This is a genomic window from Pseudomonas sp. BF-RE-25 (genome assembly GCF_019956105.1).
Taxonomy (GTDB): Bacteria; Pseudomonadota; Gammaproteobacteria; order Pseudomonadales; family Pseudomonadaceae; genus Aquipseudomonas; species Aquipseudomonas migulae.
The window spans coordinates 119,812-137,230 of the sequence record NZ_JAHBDB010000088.1; the positions used below are offsets into that span (position 1 = coordinate 119,812).

General features: G+C 59.9%; 15 protein-coding genes and 1 pseudogene. 5 read left to right on the forward strand and 11 right to left on the reverse strand.

What is annotated here, in order from left to right; all coding sequences use genetic code 11:
* The first annotated feature begins 102 nt into the window (after positions 1-102).
* Complete coding sequence (gene lpxC / locus KGB24_RS28195) at positions 103-1,014, forward strand: UDP-3-O-acyl-N-acetylglucosamine deacetylase (protein ID WP_008025989.1); 912 nt, start codon at positions 103-105, stop codon at positions 1,012-1,014.
* Positions 1,015-1,193: 179 nt separating this feature from the next.
* Here the strand turns inward: lpxC and KGB24_RS28200 are convergent, their stop codons facing one another.
* From KGB24_RS28200 to KGB24_RS28230, 7 genes are all read right to left on the reverse strand, one after another.
* Entirely contained in the window at positions 1,194-2,690 is a 1,497-nt protein-coding gene (locus KGB24_RS28200; protein ID WP_223415081.1) for a sensor domain-containing diguanylate cyclase, read from the reverse strand.
* Between the two features lie 147 nt (positions 2,691-2,837).
* Entirely contained in the window at positions 2,838-4,148 is a 1,311-nt protein-coding gene (locus KGB24_RS28205) for an OprD family porin (RefSeq protein WP_223415082.1), read from the reverse strand.
* Between the two features lie 194 nt (positions 4,149-4,342).
* Entirely contained in the window at positions 4,343-4,567 is a 225-nt protein-coding gene (locus KGB24_RS28210) for a hypothetical protein (protein ID WP_008032290.1), read from the reverse strand.
* A 233-nt stretch (positions 4,568-4,800) separates the two neighbouring features.
* A complete protein-coding gene (locus KGB24_RS28215; RefSeq protein ID WP_223415084.1) occupies positions 4,801-6,165 on the reverse strand; it encodes a heavy metal sensor histidine kinase in 1,365 nt (454 codons plus the stop codon).
* A complete protein-coding gene (locus KGB24_RS28220) occupies positions 6,155-6,832 on the reverse strand; it encodes a heavy metal response regulator transcription factor (protein WP_007916978.1) in 678 nt (225 codons plus the stop codon). The genes KGB24_RS28215 and KGB24_RS28220 overlap by 11 nt, the downstream gene beginning before the upstream one ends.
* A gap of 9 nt (positions 6,833-6,841) precedes the next feature.
* Complete coding sequence (locus tag KGB24_RS28225) at positions 6,842-9,955, reverse strand: multidrug efflux RND transporter permease subunit (RefSeq protein ID WP_223415085.1); 3,114 nt, start codon at positions 9,953-9,955, stop codon at positions 6,842-6,844.
* Positions 9,952-11,112 (reverse strand): efflux RND transporter periplasmic adaptor subunit, encoded by a 1,161-nt coding sequence (locus KGB24_RS28230; RefSeq protein ID WP_008032295.1) that lies wholly within the window; start codon positions 11,110-11,112, stop codon positions 9,952-9,954. The genes KGB24_RS28225 and KGB24_RS28230 overlap by 4 nt, the downstream gene beginning before the upstream one ends.
* Positions 11,113-11,451: 339 nt before the next feature.
* Between KGB24_RS28230 and KGB24_RS28235 the strand changes: the two genes are divergently transcribed.
* The 4 genes and pseudogenes from KGB24_RS28235 (at position 11,452) to KGB24_RS28245 (ending at position 14,725) form a co-directional block, all read left to right on the forward strand.
* Positions 11,452-11,709, forward strand: a complete 258-nt coding sequence (locus KGB24_RS28235; protein WP_223415086.1) for a hypothetical protein — start codon at positions 11,452-11,454, stop codon at positions 11,707-11,709.
* Between the two features lie 140 nt (positions 11,710-11,849).
* The gene (locus tag KGB24_RS28240; RefSeq protein WP_223415087.1) at positions 11,850-12,992 is read left to right on the forward strand and encodes a transporter substrate-binding domain-containing protein; all 1,143 of its coding nucleotides are present in this window, start codon (positions 11,850-11,852) and stop codon (positions 12,990-12,992) included.
* A gap of 149 nt (positions 12,993-13,141) precedes the next feature.
* Positions 13,142-13,423, forward strand: a pseudogene (locus KGB24_RS29535) (PAS domain-containing protein); the annotation flags it as partial.
* A gap of 258 nt (positions 13,424-13,681) precedes the next feature.
* A complete protein-coding gene (locus KGB24_RS28245; RefSeq protein WP_411736634.1) occupies positions 13,682-14,725 on the forward strand; it encodes a methyl-accepting chemotaxis protein in 1,044 nt (347 codons plus the stop codon).
* Here the strand turns inward: KGB24_RS28245 and KGB24_RS28250 are convergent.
* The 4 genes from KGB24_RS28250 to KGB24_RS28265 form a co-directional block, all read right to left on the reverse strand.
* Positions 14,722-15,471, reverse strand: coding sequence for a YkgJ family cysteine cluster protein (locus KGB24_RS28250; RefSeq protein WP_008026615.1), 750 nt, complete (start codon positions 15,469-15,471; stop codon positions 14,722-14,724). The two genes, KGB24_RS28245 and KGB24_RS28250, sit on opposite strands and share 4 nt — an antisense overlap.
* Positions 15,472-15,554: 83 nt before the next feature.
* Positions 15,555-15,881 (reverse strand): hypothetical protein, encoded by a 327-nt coding sequence (locus tag KGB24_RS28255; RefSeq protein ID WP_223415089.1) that lies wholly within the window; start codon positions 15,879-15,881, stop codon positions 15,555-15,557.
* 144 nt (positions 15,882-16,025) lie between these two features.
* Positions 16,026-16,484, reverse strand: a complete 459-nt coding sequence (locus KGB24_RS28260) for a GNAT family N-acetyltransferase (protein WP_223415092.1) — start codon at positions 16,482-16,484, stop codon at positions 16,026-16,028.
* A 25-nt stretch (positions 16,485-16,509) separates the two neighbouring features.
* Positions 16,510-17,412, reverse strand: a complete 903-nt coding sequence (locus KGB24_RS28265; protein WP_008026621.1) for a chemotaxis protein CheV — start codon at positions 17,410-17,412, stop codon at positions 16,510-16,512.
* Between the last annotated feature and the right edge of the window lie 7 nt (positions 17,413-17,419).

The window sequence follows — 17,419 nt, forward strand, 5'->3', positions numbered from 1 at the left end:
CAGGGCTATGAAGGTGATTGGTGTTCAGCAAAGGTCTGGTCTGCTATCATCGCCAGCCTTTGTTGATACCAGTTCGCAATTTGCGCTGAAGCGGCCCAAGCCATGATTAAACAACGCACACTGAAAAATATTATCCGTGCCACCGGTGTAGGTCTGCACTCTGGGGAGAAGGTATACCTGACCCTCAAGCCTGCACCGATCGACACCGGAATCGTCTTTCGCCGTGCCGACCTCGATCCAGTGGTCGAGATCCCGGCTCGTGCTGCCAACGTCGGCGAGACAACTATGTCGACGACGCTGGTCAACGGTGACGTGAAAGTGGACACGGTTGAGCACTTGCTCTCGGCCATGGCCGGCCTGGGCATCGATAACGCCTACGTCGAGCTCTCCGCGTCCGAAGTCCCGATCATGGATGGTAGCGCTGGACCTTTCGTATTCCTGATTCAATCGGCCGGCCTGGAAGAACAGGACGCAGCCAAGAAGTTCATCCGGATCCTGCGGGAAGTGACAGTGGAAGACGGCGACAAGCGCGCCACTTTCGTCCCTTTCGAAGGCTTCAAGGTGAGTTTCGAGATCGATTTCGATCACCCGGTTTTCCGTAACCGCACACAAAGTGCAAGCGTGGATTTTTCCAGCACTTCGTTCGTAAAAGAAGTCAGCCGCGCCCGTACCTTTGGTTTCATGAGTGACATCGAGTACCTGCGCAAGCACAACCTCGCACTCGGCGGCAGCGTTGAAAACGCTATTGTGGTCGACGCGGATGGTGTACTGAACGAAGACGGCCTTCGCTATGAAGACGAATTCGTGAAGCACAAGATCCTCGATGCAATTGGTGACCTCTACCTGCTGGGCAATAGCCTGATTGGTGAGTTCAAGGGCTTCAAGTCCGGACATGCATTGAACAACCAGCTGCTGCGCAAGTTGATTGAGCAGCCAGATGCTTGGGAAGTCGTGACTTTCGAAGACGCCAGCACTGCACCGATCTCTTACATGCGTCCGGTTGCGGCGGTGTAAGTAAAAACCTCTCTAGTTTTTAAAGGCTGCCTTCGGGTGGCCTTTTTTTATGCCTGCGGGAAGGTTATGCGGTGGTAGTGATGACGCCTTCGCGGGCAAGCCTCGCTCCTACAGGGTACGCATTGCACTTGTAGGAGCGAGGCTTGCCCGCGAAGAGGCCGGCCGCTACAGCGAAGATCTCACTCCGTAGCCACCACCCGATTGCGCCCACTTTCCTTGGCCTGATACAGCGCTTTGTCCGCCGCAAACAGCAACTGTTCAAGACTGGTATCGGTGGTCGAAGTCCAGGTACTGATGCCGATACTGACAGTAATCGGCGATTCCACGCCCGCCACAAACGGCAGTTGTTCCACCGCAGACCGAATGTGTTCAGCAATTTGCCGCGCGCCTGCGCTGTCCGTTTCCGCCAGCACCACCGAGAACTCCTCCCCCCCGTAGCGGGCGACCAGATCCGTCGGTCGCCGCACATTCTCGGTGATCACCTTGGCCAGTGCCCGCAGCGCATCGTCACCCGCCTGATGGCCATGTTGATCGTTGAACGCTTTGAAGTGGTCGGCATCGATCATCAACACCGACAGCGATTTGCCGGAGCGTTGCGCGCGAAACCACTCATGGCGCAGGGTTTGATCGAGCGTTCGGCGGTTGGCCACGCCGGTCAAGGCATCGGTGGCGGCCAGTTGTGCCAGCTCGTGTTCGGCGTTGTGACGCCGGCGCAATTCACGGCGTAGCAACCACGTCAGCCACAGCAGGCTTACGCACAAGGCTACGGTTGCAGAGCTGACCACCACTGCCGTGCGCTTCCAGGCCGCAAAAACTTCATCACTGGACAGCGCAACGATGACGATCAGTGGCAAATTTCCGACCTTGGAAAAGGTGTACAGACGCTTGTCACGGTATCGATCGGACATGCTGGTGAAGCTGCCATTGCCTTCTTTGACGATGCGCTGGAAATTGGGGCGATTACTGAAATCCTTGCCAATCAGCTCTTCGGCCAGGCGTGGTTGCTGGGCCAGGAGAATCCCATTCTTGCTGATCAGATTGACCGTGCTATCGCGGCCTATGCTCAAACTGTTGAACAACTGATCGAAGTAACTCAAGCGCATGGCGGCTTCGGCTACTCCCAGAAACTCACCCTGGGAGCCGCTCAGCCGTCGACTGAAACTGATACGCCAATCCTGTTCGGGCGACCTGGCTCTAAAGGGGGGGCTGATGAACATGCCCGGGTCCGGGTTGTTCACGTGAGATTGAAAGTATTCGCGATCGGCGTAGTTGCCTTGCCTGGGCTCCACCGAAGCCGAGTCGGCGATCACGTCGCCCTTGTTGTCGAGCAACAAAATATTGCCCTTGTACGGCGCGGCAGTGGCGCGGTCGAAATAGGCCATATGGCGAATGGCTGGAGATACGCTCTTGAGATCCTCTCGCCGGGAGGCGGCGATCAAGCCCAGCAGGGAAATATCATAGAGTTCGACATTGCGCAGCACGTCGGCGTCGATCAATTGCACGATGTTGTTGGCGGCGCGAGCGGCGGACAATTCGGCGTTGGCGCGCTCACGGATCAGCAGAAACGTCACGATGCTGAGTATCGCAATCACCAACAGCACACTGCCGAGAATCAGAAGTCGCTCCGATCGTGTCGACCCGATTGGATCTTGAGATTTCACACTGCTCACACTCATGGTTCTGGCTTCTGCAAATAAGGTGTTATGAACGTTTTTTACAAGAGTCGGGCAGAGTCCCAGAAACCGGTCGCGTCCAGAGGGCTTGTATAAAGGCCGGATAAAAAAAAGGCCAGCAAAAGATGCTGGCCTTTTGCTCAGCGAAGCTTAGAAGACATTCAGCGGGTAGTCGACGATCAGCCGGTATTCGTCGGTGTCTTGATCCAGCGCGCCGTAGCCCTTGCCGCCACGGTTGGTGGCCCATTGCATGCGTACCGACAGATCCTTGGCCTTGCCGCCCTGGATCACGTACTTCAGATCAATGTCACGCTCCCAGTGCTTGGCATTTTTGCCGTCGGCGCTGTACCACGACGCATAACCGCGGCTCTGCGGGTCAACCTTGGTCAGGTCCAGCTCGCCCCGGGAGTAAGACACTGCCGAGGTCAGGCCGGGTAGGCCGAGTCCGATAAAGTCGTAGGCGTACTTGAGTTTCCACGAGCGTTCATTCGGGCCATTGAAGTCGGAATACTGCTGGGAGTTGTCGAGAAAAATGCTGTCGCCCTGGTTGATGTAGTCGAACGGCGTGTTGCCGTTGACCCGCTGGTAAGCGGCGGTGACGCTGTGATTGCCCACGCCGACGGTGAAATGCAGGCTGTAAGTGTTGTTGTCGATGTTGCCCAGCAGCGCATCGCCGGTGTCCTGCGTGTGATAAACGTGCAGGCCCGGATTGAGACTGACCCGTTCGTTCAGCGCGTAGGTGTAATCCAGGTCGTAGTAATACTGGTTCCAGATGTCCTTGAGTTCGGCGGCGTAAAGGCTGCTGGTCAACCCCGGCAGGCCGCTCCAGGCCACGCCGGCCCAGTTCAGGTGCTGGCTTTCGTCGCCCTCGGCGAGGCTGCCATAGGACGTGCCGATGCGCGTATGACCGCTTTGGTTGTAGGGCTTGGTGAAACTCGCCTGGCCACCTTCGATCAGAAAGCCGTCGAAGCTGTGATTGGTCAAGCTGACTCCGCGAAAGGTCTGCGGCAGCATGCGCGTCTCGCCGCCGGCGATCACCGGGTTGGCGAGAAACAGGTCACCGGCCTTCAACTCGGTATCGAAGGCGCGCATTTTCAGCGTGCCACCCGCCGTCGAAAACGATCCCGGCGCTTTGCCGTTTCCATCGCCGACCGGCAGGATGCTCGAATTATCGGTGCCGCCACCGCCGTCGAGCTTGAGCCCGAGCATGGCGTGGGCATCCAGACCGAAACCGACGGTGCCTTCGGTAAAACCCGATTCGAAGACCCCCAGGAAACCCTGGCCCCATTCAATGTTGTCGTCCGCCTGCTGCAGGCGGTTACGGTTCATGTAGTAGTTGCGGGCATTGAGGTTGAGGCTTGAACCTTCGACAAAACCTTCTTGATCGGCTGCCTTGGCGTTGATCGGCATCGTTACGACGATTGCAATGAACAGCGGGTTGAATCTTTGAGGGAAACGCACTAGCGGTACAGCTCCTTGGGTCTACTGAACACTTCATTGTTTTGAAGTGCGGGATGTTTCTTGTCAGGGAAGACGAACCGGACAGCATTTGAACCACAACAAAAAAAAGCCGCTGATAGCAGCGGCTTTGAAGACAACTTTTCAACAGGAAGAGCCAATGAAAAGTGTCGAGGGAAATAGAGCGATGTGAGCGATCAGCTATCTTTCTCAACCCGTGGCTGGGCCTGAATGGTCGACGCTTGAGGGGTTTGCGCAGCGTCCTGCGCCTTGGCCGTCATTTCGCTCTGATGTTCTTCAAACGCTGCAGCGCGCGCTGCATTGTGTGCGACGAAGGACTGCGACTCTTCAGCCATGGCGAACGGGGAGAGGAACAAAGAGGACAAAACGAAAGCGCTGGCAATACCCATAGTGTTGGACATCTTTAAAACCTTCTTGCTTGGCAAGTGCTGTTTGGTGGCGCAAAGATAAGGATCCTGGCCGATGGGAAACAGAGCCAATTCAATAAAGGACTGTTGCGGGATAAGCAAAGATCACCGATTTGTAGGAGCCAGCTTGCTGGCGATCGGACTTCAGTTTTGCGCTGTTTTCGAAGACGCCATCGCTGGCAAGCCAGCTCCTACAGGGGGGGCGTCGGGCGAGATTTTCAGGTCTGTCAGACAGGAAGGTGAATACCGAAGGTATTCATGCCGTGGTCACTGCGCACAAACACATCCCCGCCGTGCATCAACGCAATCGCCTTGACGATCGCCAGCCCCAGGCCGTGGTTGTTGCCACTGTTGCTGCGCGACGCATCGACCCGGTAGAAGCGCTCGAACAATCGCGGCAGATGTTCGTTGGCAATCGGTGCACCGGGGTTTGCCACGCCGATGCTCACCTGATGGTCCTCGACGTCGATCTGCACCTGAATCACCTGTCCGGGCTCGGTGTGTTGCACCGCGTTGCTCAGCAAGTTGATCAACGCCCGGCGCAGATGCGCGATCTCGATCCGTACCTGCGCATCGCCACGGACCTGCACTTGAACCTGCGCGTCTTCAAGAATGAAATCCAGATACTCCAGCGTCGTCGCCACTTCATCCGCCAGCGAGGTAGACGTCAGTTTGGTGGCCTTGCTGCCCTGATCCGCACTGGCGAGGAACAGCATGTCGTTGATGATCGAACGCAGTCGCTCAAGCTCCTCGAGATTCGATTGCAGCACTTCGAAATAGTGTTCCGCCGAACGCCCGCGCGTCAGCGCAACCTGGGTCTGACCAATCAGATTGGTCAGCGGTGAGCGCAGTTCATGAGCGACGTCGGCATTGAACGACTCAAGCCGCGAGTAAGCCTGTTCGACCCGTTCCAGGGTGGAGTTGAACGAGTTGACGAACTGATTGAGCTCCGGCGGCAACGACGATAAGCGCAAACGCCCGGAACGCAACGGTGGTGCCAGGCGCTGAGCCTCCTGAGACAACTTGATCAACGGCTTGAGGCCGATCCGCGCCACCCAATAACCGAGTGCCGAAGCCAGCAGCACGCCGATAATCGCCAGGCTGATCAGCGCAATCAGCAGATGATGCTGGGTTTGAAAAAACGTCTCGGTGTCGATGCCGATCATAAAGCGCAGCGGCGGGCGTTGATCCTTGGCCGGGAACTGGCTGACCAGCACTTTCATTGGATAAGGCTGGCCCGGCAGTTGCAAATCGCGCATGCCCAGCGGGCCTTCGGCGAAGGCGCGGATCTGCGGCGTCAGGTTGCCATATTCGTAGTGCGGATCGCCGCTGGTGATCCAGAAACTGATGCGTTTGTCTTCTTCACCGAGCAGCTTGAGCTTGTTGTTGATCTTCACCCAATGCTCGGGCGTGCCGTAACGGCCGACGGTAGATTCGAGCACGCTGTAACGTGCGTCCAGCTCGGCTTCGGGCAGCAAACCCAGGCCTTTGTCGACCTGCTGATAGAGCGCCCAGCCGATCAGCAGAAACACCAAAAGCGCCACCAGCGTGAACATTCCACTGAGGCGCAGGGCAATCGAATTACTGGACACCACGGCTCTCCAGCACATAACCCATGCCACGGATCGTGTGCAGCAGTTTCTCGTCAAACGGCCCGTCGAGTTTGGCGCGCAGGCGTTTGATCGCGACTTCGACGACGTTGGCGTCGCTGTCGAAATTGATGTCCCAGACCATTTCCGCAATCGCCGTTTTCGAGAGGATTTCCCCTTGCCGGCGGGCCAGCACGCTGAGCAGCGAGAATTCCTTGGCGGTCAGGTCCAGACGCGTGCCGGCGCGGGTGGCCTTGCGGCTGATCAAATCTATCCACAGGTCGGCGATGCTCACTTGCACCGGTTCATGGCCACCGCTGCGCCGGGTCAGTGCTTGCAGGCGCGCCACCAGTTCGAGGAAGGAAAACGGTTTGCCGAGGTAATCGTCGGCGCCGTCGCGCAGGCCTTTGATGCGGTCTTCGACACGCTCGCGGGCGGTGAGCATGATCACCGGGGTTTGTTTGCGCGCACGCAAGGCGCGCAGCACGCCGAAGCCGTCGAGGCCCGGCAACATCACGTCGAGGACGATCACCGCGTAGTCGCTTTCCAGCGCCAGGTGCAGGCCTTCAACGCCGTCCCGCGCCAGGTCCACGGTGTAACCCTGTTCCGTCAGGCCACGGTGCAGATAGTCCGCGGTTTTTTCCTCGTCTTCGATAATTAGAACGCGCATGACCCCGCCTCAGTCTGTGGTCGCCAGCACCGGCATCGGTGCGGGCGCTGGTGGGAGAGAGTGCCGATGGAAAAGCCGCTCAAGCCACAAGTATATGACCGGAGTGGTGAACAGCGTCAGCGCCTGGCTCACCAGCAAGCCGCCGACCACCGCGATCCCCAATGGTTGGCGTAGTTCGGCGCCGGTGCCGTAGCCGAGCATCAGCGGCAGTGCGCCGAGCAGGGCGGCGAGGGTGGTCATGATGATCGGCCGGAACCGCGTGATGCAGGCCTGGAAAATCGCCTCTTCCGGCGGCAGGCCACGGTTGCGCTGGGCGTCGAGGGCGAAGTCAATCATCAGGATGCCGTTCTTCTTCACGATACCGATCAGCAGCACCAGCCCGATCAGCGCCATGATCGAAAAATCCTGGCCGCAAATCCACAGCATGATCACCGCCCCGAGCCCCGCCGAGGGCAGCGTCGAGATGATGGTCAACGGGTGGACGAAGCTCTCATAGAGCACGCCGAGAATGATGTACACCGCCACCAGCGCCGCCAGAATCAGCCACGGCTGGCTGGCCAGCGAACTCTGGAACGCCTGGGCCGCGCCCTGGAAGTTGCCGCTCATGGCGGCCGGCATGCCGATCTCGGCCTTGGCCTGGTTGAGCATGATCACCGCATCGCCAAGCGCCACGCCGGGCGCCAGGTTGAACGACAGGTTGGCGGCCGGGAACATGCCGTCGTGGGCGATGGACAACGGGCCAACCGTCGGCGCATCGAATTTCGCCAGCGCCGACAGCGGCACCATTTCTCCACTGAGTGGCGAGCGCAGGTAGAAATAATTGAGGCTTTCAGCTTTGCCGCGTTGCCTGGTGTCCAGTTCCAGGATCACGTTGTACTGGTTGATCTGGGTCTGGAATTCGTTGATCTGCCGCTGGCCAAACGCATCGTACAGCGCTTCGTCGACATCGCTGGCGGTCAGGCCGAAACGCGCGGCGGCGCTGCGGTCGATGCTGATGTGGGTGATGCTGCCGCCCAGTTGCAGGTCGTTGGAAATGTCGCGGAACGCCGGGTTGGCGCGCAGTTTTTCGGTCAGGCGCTGGGTCCAGGTGCTGAGGGTCGCGCCGTCGTTGCTCTTGAGCACGTATTGGTACTGCGCGCGGCTCGGGCCGGAGCTGAGGTTGATGTCCTGGCCGGCGCGCAGGTACAGCACGATGCCCGGGACTTTCATCAGTTGCGGACGGATGCGGTCGATGAACTGGCTGGCCGAGACGTCGCGCTCGCTGCGTTTTTTCAGGGAAATCCAGAAGCGGCCGTTGGCGATGGTCTGGTTACTGCCCGACACACCGACGGAGTGGGAAAACGCCGCGACCGCCGGATCTGCCGCGACGATTTCCGCCATCGCCAGGTGTTTTTTCACCATGTCGCCGTAGGAAATATCGGCGGCGGCTTCGGTGGTGCCGAGGACAAAACCGGTGTCCTGCACCGGGAAGAAACCCTTCGGAATGAAGATGTAGCCGGCGATGGCCAGGGCCAGGGACATGCCGAACACCCCGATCATCAATTTCTGATGGGCGAGGGCGCGGCGCAGGAGCTTTTCGTAGCCGGCCAGCAAGCGTTCGCCAAAGGTTTTTTTGCTGTGGGCGTGATGCACCGGCGCACGCATGAACAGCGCGGCGAGGGTCGGCGCCAACGTCAGCGACACCACCACTGAAATCATGATCGTAGACGTGGCCGTCAGGGCGAATTCCTTGAACAGCCGCCCGACCACGCCGCCCATGAACAGCAGCGGAATGAACGCCGCCACCAGCGAAAAACTGATCGAGACCACAGTAAAACCAATCTCGCCGGCGCCCTTGATCGCCGCCTCGCGCATGCCGTCGCCGGCCTCCAGGTGTCGGTGAATGTTCTCCACCACGACAATCGCATCGTCGACCACAAACCCCACGGCCACCACGATCGCCACCAGTGTCAGGTTGTTCAGGCTGAAGCCCATGATGTACATCAGGGCAAAACTGGCGACCAGCGACACACCCAGCACCGCCGACACGATCAGCGTCGCCGACCACTGACGCAGGAACAGCGCCATCACCGCCACCACCAGCATGATCGCGATCAGCAGGGTGACTTCCACCTCATGCAACGAGGCGCGGATGGTCTGGGTCCGGTCAACCAGCACTTTGACTTGCACCGACGCCGGCAGCATCGCTTCGAGAGCGGGCAGGGCGGCCTGAATGCGATCCACGGTCTCGACGATGTTGGCCCCCGGTTGCCGGGAAATCACCAGGTTCACGCCGGGTTTGTCACCGGCCCAGGCTTGCACGTAGGCATCTTCCGAACCGTTGACGACTTTGGCGACATCTTTCAGGTGAACCGGTGCACCGTCCTTGTAGGAAACGATGAGTTGGCTGTATTCCTCGGGGTGGAACAACTGATCGTTGGTCGACAGCGTCGAGATGCTCGACTCGCCATACAGCGCGCCTTTGGCCAGGTTGAGGCTGGTGTTTTGGATCGCCAGACGAATGTCCGCCAGCGTCAGGCCGATGGCGGCCAGTTTGTCTGCCGAGGCTTGAATGCGAATCGCCGGACGTTGCTGGCCGGTGATGTTGATCTGGCCTACACCGTCGATCTGACTGATCTGACGGGACAGCAGGGTTTCCACCAGATCGCTGAGTTCGGGGCCGGGCATCAGGGTCGAGTTGATGCTGAGAATCAGCACCGGGCTGTCGGCCGGGTTGACCTTGCGCCAGGTCGGAAGGTTCGGCATGTCCTTGGGCAGTTTGCCGGCGGCGGTGTTGATCGCGGCCTGCACTTCCTGCGCGGCGGTGTCGATGCTTTTGTCGAGGGTGAATTGCAGGGTCAGGTTGGTCGAACCGAGGGCGCTGCTCGAGGTCATCTGGGTCACGCCGGGAATGGCGCTGAATTGCACTTCAAGCGGCGTGGCCACCGAGGAAGCCATGGTTTCCGGGCTGGCGCCGGGCAATTGCGCGGCCACCTGGATGGTCGGGAATTCGGCTTCCGGCAGCGGCGCGATGGGCAACCGTGGGAACGCAATGACGCCGAGCAATACCAGGGCAAACGTCAGCAGGATCGTCGCCACCGGATGATCGATGCACCACGCAGAAACCGAGCCGTGGCCCTTCATGGTTTCGACTCCGTTTGCACCATTTGCGCGGGGTCAGTCAGCACCTGGACCGTCGAACCGGGCTTGAGGCGCGACTGACCGTCGCTGACCAGCACGTCGCCCGGTTTCACGCCTTTGATGATGTCCTGACCGCTGCCTTGATAGACCATCTGCACCTGGACGGTTTCAACCTTGTCACCTTTGACCCGGTACACAAAGTGTTGATCGAGGCCTCGTTGTACGACGGTGGGCGGCACCACCAGCGCATCCTTTTCCAGCGCTGTCTGAATTTTTACCGTCACCAGCAGGCCCGGCCACAGTTTCTGCCCGGGGTTGTTGAATTCGGCCTTGGCGCGGATGGTCCCGGTGTTGGCGTTGATCTGGTTGTCGATCAGGGTCAGGTGGCCTTCGCCCAGCAGGTTGCCGGTTTCGCCGTCGGTGTCGGCACCGATGTAGGCCTTCACTTGGGCGTGTTCCGGATCGTTGATCAGGCCTTGCAGGGTTGGCAGCATTTGCTGTGGCAGGGAAAACTCCACGGCAATCGGGTCGATCTGCGTCACCGTGAACAAGCCTTGGGTGTCGGTCATGCGCAGGAAGTTGCCTTCGTCCACCGTACGAATCCCCACGCGACCGCTGACCGGGGAGCGAATTTGTGTGTAGGAAAGCTGCACCTGAGCGGCGTCAATCGACGCCTGATTGCCTTGGGCGGTGGCTTTGAGCTGGTTGACCAGCGCTTGTTGCTGGTCGTAAGTCTGTTTGGATACGCCGTCGTCGACGCTCAGCAGTTTGTAACGCTTGAGGTTGACCAGCGCCACTTGCAGCTGCGCCTGGCTTTCGCCGAGCTGTGCGCGGGCCTGATCCAGGCTGGCGCGGATCGAGCGATCATCGATGGTGGCGAGCAAGTCACCCTTGTTCACCAGTTGACCTTCCTTGACCAGGATTCTGGTGAGGATGCCGTCGATCTGCGGACGTACCACCACGCTGTGCAAAGACAATACCGAGCCGATGCCGCTGACGTAACGAGGGACGTCTTTTTCGGCGACGTTGACCACTCGAACCGGGATCGCCGTGGGCGCGGCGAGTCTGGCCGTGGCCGGTTTGGTGGCGTACCACACGCCCAGCGCTGCCAGGACAATCAGGAGGGCGGCGAGCAGGGCGGGTTTTTTCTGAATTCGCATGCGAGTGGGGCGCCGGGGCTGGGAGGACGGAATTTTGTCAGGGTTATACCTTCCTTTATAAACCTGTTCGCCGGTCAGGAAGGTGACTGCTAACTGACGGCGCTGTCAGTTTGGGATATGTGGTGACTGAACTGACGCCTTCGCCGGCAAGCCGGCTCCTACAAAGTACACCGCGAACCCCTGTAGGAGCCGGCTTGCTGGCGATGGCGTCAGACCGGCCAACACAAAACCCGACGGACTCACTCTCCACGTGAAGCCTGTCGCCCCCGACACAGGTATACTGCCGCCTTTCGCGGCTCGCTGACCGGGCCCGACTCTTTTGCATCACCCGGAGCTTTCATGACTTCCCCGACACAACCGCCGGTTGCCGACGCTTTGAGCGACGACCAGGCAGACCTGCCAGACAGCGTCGACTCCAGCGCAGACAGCGAAACCAAAGCCGTGATCCCGGCGTTCAAATTCCCGTTCAAACCGGGTGAACTGGCCGCCGCGAAGACCGCCAGCCAGCCCTGGTACAAGAACGGCGCCAAGAACGGCCACACCAAGACCCCCGGCGCAGCGCCTCCCGGCACCCGTCGTTCGATGGGCAAACGCTGACTGCTCAGTGTTTTTTGTCCGGTAACCCTTCTTGCTGAAACCGAGACAGTTCCTACGAGGATGAGCGACTCATCCTCTGGGAAAGTCAGTGGCCACTCGTGAAGTATTCATGTCCCTGAATGCTTGATGAAGGTTACCGAATGCCTCTGGTAAAAATCCTGTCTGTGTTGTCGCTGGCGGTCCTGGCCACCGGCTGTGTTTCGACGGCAGTCGAGCCGCAGATCCGTTTCGGCGTAGAAGCGCTGGTTCCGCCCTTCGAGAGCCGTAACGACAAGGGTGAGCTGGTCGGTTTGAACATCGAACTGGGCAATGCGCTGTGTGCCGAGCTCAAGGCTCGCTGTGTCTGGGTCGATCAGGATTACGCCACTAACATCCTTGCGCTGGAAGCCGGGAAGTTCGATGTCATCATGCCGATGACCGCTACCTCCGCGCGTCGCGAGCGGATCGACTTCACCGAAAACCTGTATCCCCTGAATAGCCGCCTGGTGGCTCGCACAGGCTCGAATCTGCAACCGGATGCGCAATCGCTCAAGGGTAAGCGTATCGGCGTCCTGGCCGGCACCAGCCGTGAGGCATTCGCAAAAGCGCGTTGGGCGTCCGAGGGCGTCACGGTGCGCAGTTTCAGTTTCAACAACCAGTTGATCGAAAGCCTGCTGGCGGGTGACATCGATGCCACGCTGCAAGACTCGATCGAAATCAACGAGGCTTTATTGAGCCAACCCCGAGGGCAGGCTTTCGCCTTTGCGGGAGACGCGCTCGACGATCCGATGCTGGGCACTGGCGTGGCCATGGCCGTGCGCAAGACCGACACAGCGTTGCGCGATAATCTGAATGCGGCCCTGGAGCGAATCAAGCAAAACGGTCCATACCAGCAGATCATTCAGCGCTACTTGCCGGCAGCAGCGCCCGATTCGCCACGCTACTTCCCCGCCGAGGGAGGCCTGCCGTTCTCTGAAGCGGTGCAAATCGACCAGACCCTCTACTTGTCCGGCGTGCTCGGGGCGGGGGCCGATGGCAAGCTGGTCAAGGGCGGAATCGTCCCGCAGATGACCCAGACCATGGAGAACCTGCGCAGCGCACTGCAACGTAGCGGATCGTCCTTGGCGCATGTCGCCAAATGCACGGTCATTCTTGCCGACATCAAGGATTTTGCAGCCATGAACGGGGTGTACCGCAGCTATTTCCCGCAGAACCGGATGCCCGCCCGTACCACCTTCGCCGCCCGTAAACTGGTGTTGGACGCGCGGGTGGAAGTCGAGTGCGTTGCGCGCGCCACTACCTGATATCACTCCGATATGGCCATCATCCCGGCTTGATCAGCCGTGGGTGATGGCTAAGTGCTCATATCCTGAGCCAGATCAACGTTTGTGGAATCAGTGCGCTTAGAGTCAGCAGCCCTGCCGACTCTTTCCATCCAACGAGCGCGCTTTCCATGAAGATCAACCTCCCGGTGACCGGCCGTAATGTCGACGTTGCGGCTGATGCGAATATCCTCTCGACCACTGATCTGACCAGCGCGATCACCTACGCCAACGACGACTTCATCAACATCTGCGGCTACAGCCGTGAGGAGTTGCTGGGCTCGACGCACAACTTGCTGCGCCACCCGGACATGCCGGCGGCGGCTTTCGCGCATATGTGGCAGACCCTTAAAAGCGGCCGCTCATGGATGGGGCTGGTGAAAAATCGCTGCAAGAATGGCGATCACTATTGGGTGAGCGCGTATGCCACGCCGGTGACGCAGAACGGTAAAGCCGTGGAGTATCAGTCGGTCCGGACCAAGCCCTCGGCGCGGCAGATCGAAGCCGCGGAAAAAGCCTACACACAGCTTCGCAGTGGTCGTACATCACTGTGGCAGCGGCTGCCCGTGCTCGGTCCGGGTCTCAAGGTGACGGCGCTGTTCAGCGCGACATTGGCCTGCGTGGTGGGCATCGAAGCGTGGCTGAACCCTTCGTCAGCCGTTTTCGGCGTACTGGCGTTTGTCGTGGGCAGTGGTTTGGCAGCGGTCGGAACCGGATACATGTTGCGTCCGCTGAAAGTGTTGACCGAACGCGCCCGGCAGATTGCCGACAACCCGTTGAGCCAGGCTGTTTACACCGGTCGCCGCGATCAGTTCGGCCAGATCGAGTTTGCCTTCCAGATGCTCGAAGCGCAGATCGGCGCGGTGGTGGGGCGCATCGGCGATGCGTCGCAGCGTCTGGCCGGGCACGCGGCGGAACTGGTCGAACACCTGCAAGGCAGTCATAACAGCACGCTGGCCCAGCAGGCGGAAACCGATCAGGTGGCGGCGGCGATTCACCAGATGTCTGCCAGCGTGGCCGAGGTTGCCGGTCATGCGCAGCAAGCGTCCCAGGCGGCCGACCTGGCCGGCAACGAAACCCGTGAAGGTCATCAATTGGTGAGTGAAAGTCGCCATGCGGTACTGCGTCTGGCCGAGGAGCTGGCGCGCGCCACCGAGGTGATTCATCAACTGGAGGGGCACAGCAGCGAGATTACCGGCGTGCTGGATGTGATCCGCAGCATCGCCGAGCAAACCAATCTGCTGGCCCTTAACGCGGCCATCGAAGCGGCGCGTGCCGGGGATGCCGGGCGCGGTTTCGCGGTGGTGGCCGATGAAGTTCGTGGCCTGGCCCAGCGTACCCAGCAATCGACCAACGAGATTCAACGCATGATCAGCACCCTGCAAAACGGCACGCGGGATGCGGTGGTGGTGATGCAGCAAAGCAGTGAACAGGTGGACAACAGCGTCGAACAGGCTCGACGCGCCGCTGATTCGCTGGACGCGATCAGTCGGCGGGTCAATCAGATCACGCAAATGAGCCTGCAAATCGCTTCGGCGGTGGAAGAGCAGAGCAGCGTCAGCGAAGACATCAACCGCAACATCATCAGCATTCGCTCAGCCTGCGAGGTCACGGTCAGTGAAGGGCAGCAAAGCCAGGCGAATTCCACCGATGTGGCAGGGTTGGCGGGGGACTTGCGGTTGTTGGCGCAAGAGTTTTGGCGAGCCCGCCGTTAAGCCGCGCGCAACGAAATGAAGGCATAGTTGAGCGGCGTCTCGGTGGCCACGTGCGCACCCGCCGCCAGCACTTGCCCGGCGATGTCGTCACCCGATACGTGGAACTGCCACTCACTGTCCGATCCTGTCAGCGGCTGTTGCGCCACCTGATCGATGACCGTGGCGAACGCACTCATGTCCGGCAGATACGCGGTGAATCCATCGCCCTTCAGGGCCGTGGTCCGAATCCCCAGTGAGGCGCAAATCGCATCTTTGGTGCGGATATCGTCGCGATCCGCCTGACGGGAGCGCTGGATGAGTTCTGCGAGCTCGTGATCGACCAATTCACCGCCAATGATCAGATCCGGGCCTTTTTCCCACGATTCGGGCGGGCATTCCTTGATCGCAGGGTTGAGGGGGATGTGCGGATTGATTTCCATCGGATAGATGCGGCACACCAGCGGCCGGCGTTCGTAGATGCGGCAGAGGTTGTCTTCGTCAAGATTCCGGCAGGGACCGACGTTGTACGCCGCAAACGTGATGGCCACGTAGGCTTCGCAGGCGCCGCTTTGAACCACCACCGAACGGCGCTCGGCATGTTCGCGTTGCTGCACCGGCAGGCCGAGGCCATTACCGAGGAAGCCTTCTACCAGCACGATCACCTGACCGCCGTCGGCCGCCCACATCCGGGCTTCGGCCAGGGTCAGGGGGACGTGATGGTCATTGCAGCATTTGCCGCAACCTACGCAGGAAAACGTTGTATTCATCAAAGGATCAGTCGCTTGTCAGGGCCCGAACTGGCGACAGAATGCCACCGCAGAAGTCAGCGTCGAAGCAAGTTATGCGCCATTCACCGGGATTTGGCGGGTAGGCGGATGGAGTCCCATTCGGTCACGTAGGCGGTTTTGCTTTTTTTGTTGTAGAGGCACAGCTCGGTGCCTTGCTGGCCTTTCATGTGTTTTTGTGGGTAGCGGCCTTGCAGGAGCAAGGCGGTGTAGTCGACACGGTCATCGAACTGTGCGGCTTTGCCGACGGGGAAGGTGTCCGTCAGGCCGCTGGCCTTGATGCAACTGGCGAGCATGGCTTTGTCGAAAGCGGCCCAGGCGTCTGGGCTGGAGGCGTGGGTTTGGGTGGCGAGGGCGGTGAGGCAGAGGAAGGTGAGGGTGGTGGCTTTCATGGGGCAGGCATCCTTGGGCATGGGTGGGCCGAGTATGCCTGATGGGATGAGGTTGAATGTGTCGGCCCCTTCGCGGGCAAGCCTCGCTCCTACATTGTGATCACCGTACCTGTAGGAGCGAGGCTTGCCCGCGAAGGCGTTGTATCAGGCCGGAACCGGCTCCCGGCGGACCACAATCATCCCGGCACTTTCATACAGCCGCTGCGCCCGAAGGTTGTCTTCCAATACCTTCAAATCCACAAAACCTTCACGACGCTGCTGAAACACGTTGAATGCATTCAACAACAACGCCCGGCCCAAACCCTGACGCTGAGCTCGCGGGTGCACGACCAGATTCTTGATGTAGGCGCTGGTCCAGCACTGGCATACACCCACGATACCGTCGGCATCCTGCGCAATGAAGCACAGGGAGGGATCGTATTCAGGGTCCGTCTCAAACCGCTGTTGCCAGATATCCAATGCCGGCACGCGACCGCCACCGTCCAGATAACCCAGCTCCATCAAACGATGAACGGCTTCTGCCAGTTCTGGACGATATTCGCGCAGGACAATGCCCTGAGGCCAGGTGATTGCGGGCACAACCTCCGCCAGGTTGCGCCGCATCAGAAAACAAAAAGCCTCGGCCAACTCAGTGACCTTGTTCGGCGACCGCCTTGGCCGCTTCGATCAGGCACTTGGTCAGGTCCGGCGAAGAGAACTTGGTCAGCACCGCGTTGGCGCCGGCCAGACGCGCTTTTTCGCTGTTCATCGCGCTGTCCAGCGAGGTGTGCAGCAGCACATACAGGTGCGCAAAATCCGGGGTTTCGCGCAGGGTGCGGGTGAAGGCGTAGCCGTCCATCTCTGACATTTCGATGTCTGAAACAATCAGGTTGATCTGCTGGGCGGTGCCTTGCAGGTCCAGCAGGCAATCGATGGCTTCCTTGGCACTGCGCGCGGTGTGGCATTGCAGGCCGAGGTTGCGCAGGGTGTGCACCGATTGCTGCAGGGCCACCTGGCTGTCATCGACCACCAGAATGCGTGCGTTGCCGAGCACTTCCGCGTCTTCCATGCTCAGTTCGGTCGGGGCCGTTTCGATCTGCGCCGGGGCGATGCCGTGGATGACCTTTTCGATGTCCAGCACCTGTACCAGCGTGCCGTCGACCGAGGTCACGCCAGTGATGTACGAGCGCACACCGCCGGAGCCAAAGGGCGGCGGACGGATGTCGGTGGTCAGGCAGTGGACGATCTTGCTCACCGCCTGAACATGCAGGCCCTGTTTGGAGCGGCTGACGTCGGTGACGATCAGGCAGCCGCCGTTCGGGTCTTCCAGCGGCCGCTCGCCGATCGCACGGCTCAGGTCGATCACCGACAACGACGCGCCGCGCAGGGTGGCGATACCTTTGACGTGAGGATGCGACTCCGGCAGTTTGGTCAGCGGCGGGCAGGGGATGATTTCACTGACTTTGAGCAGGTTGATCGCCATCAACTTGCCGCTGCGCAAGGTAAACAGCAGAAGCGAAAGTGAGTCTGCGCGGGCTTTGGTGGAGGACATAAAAACC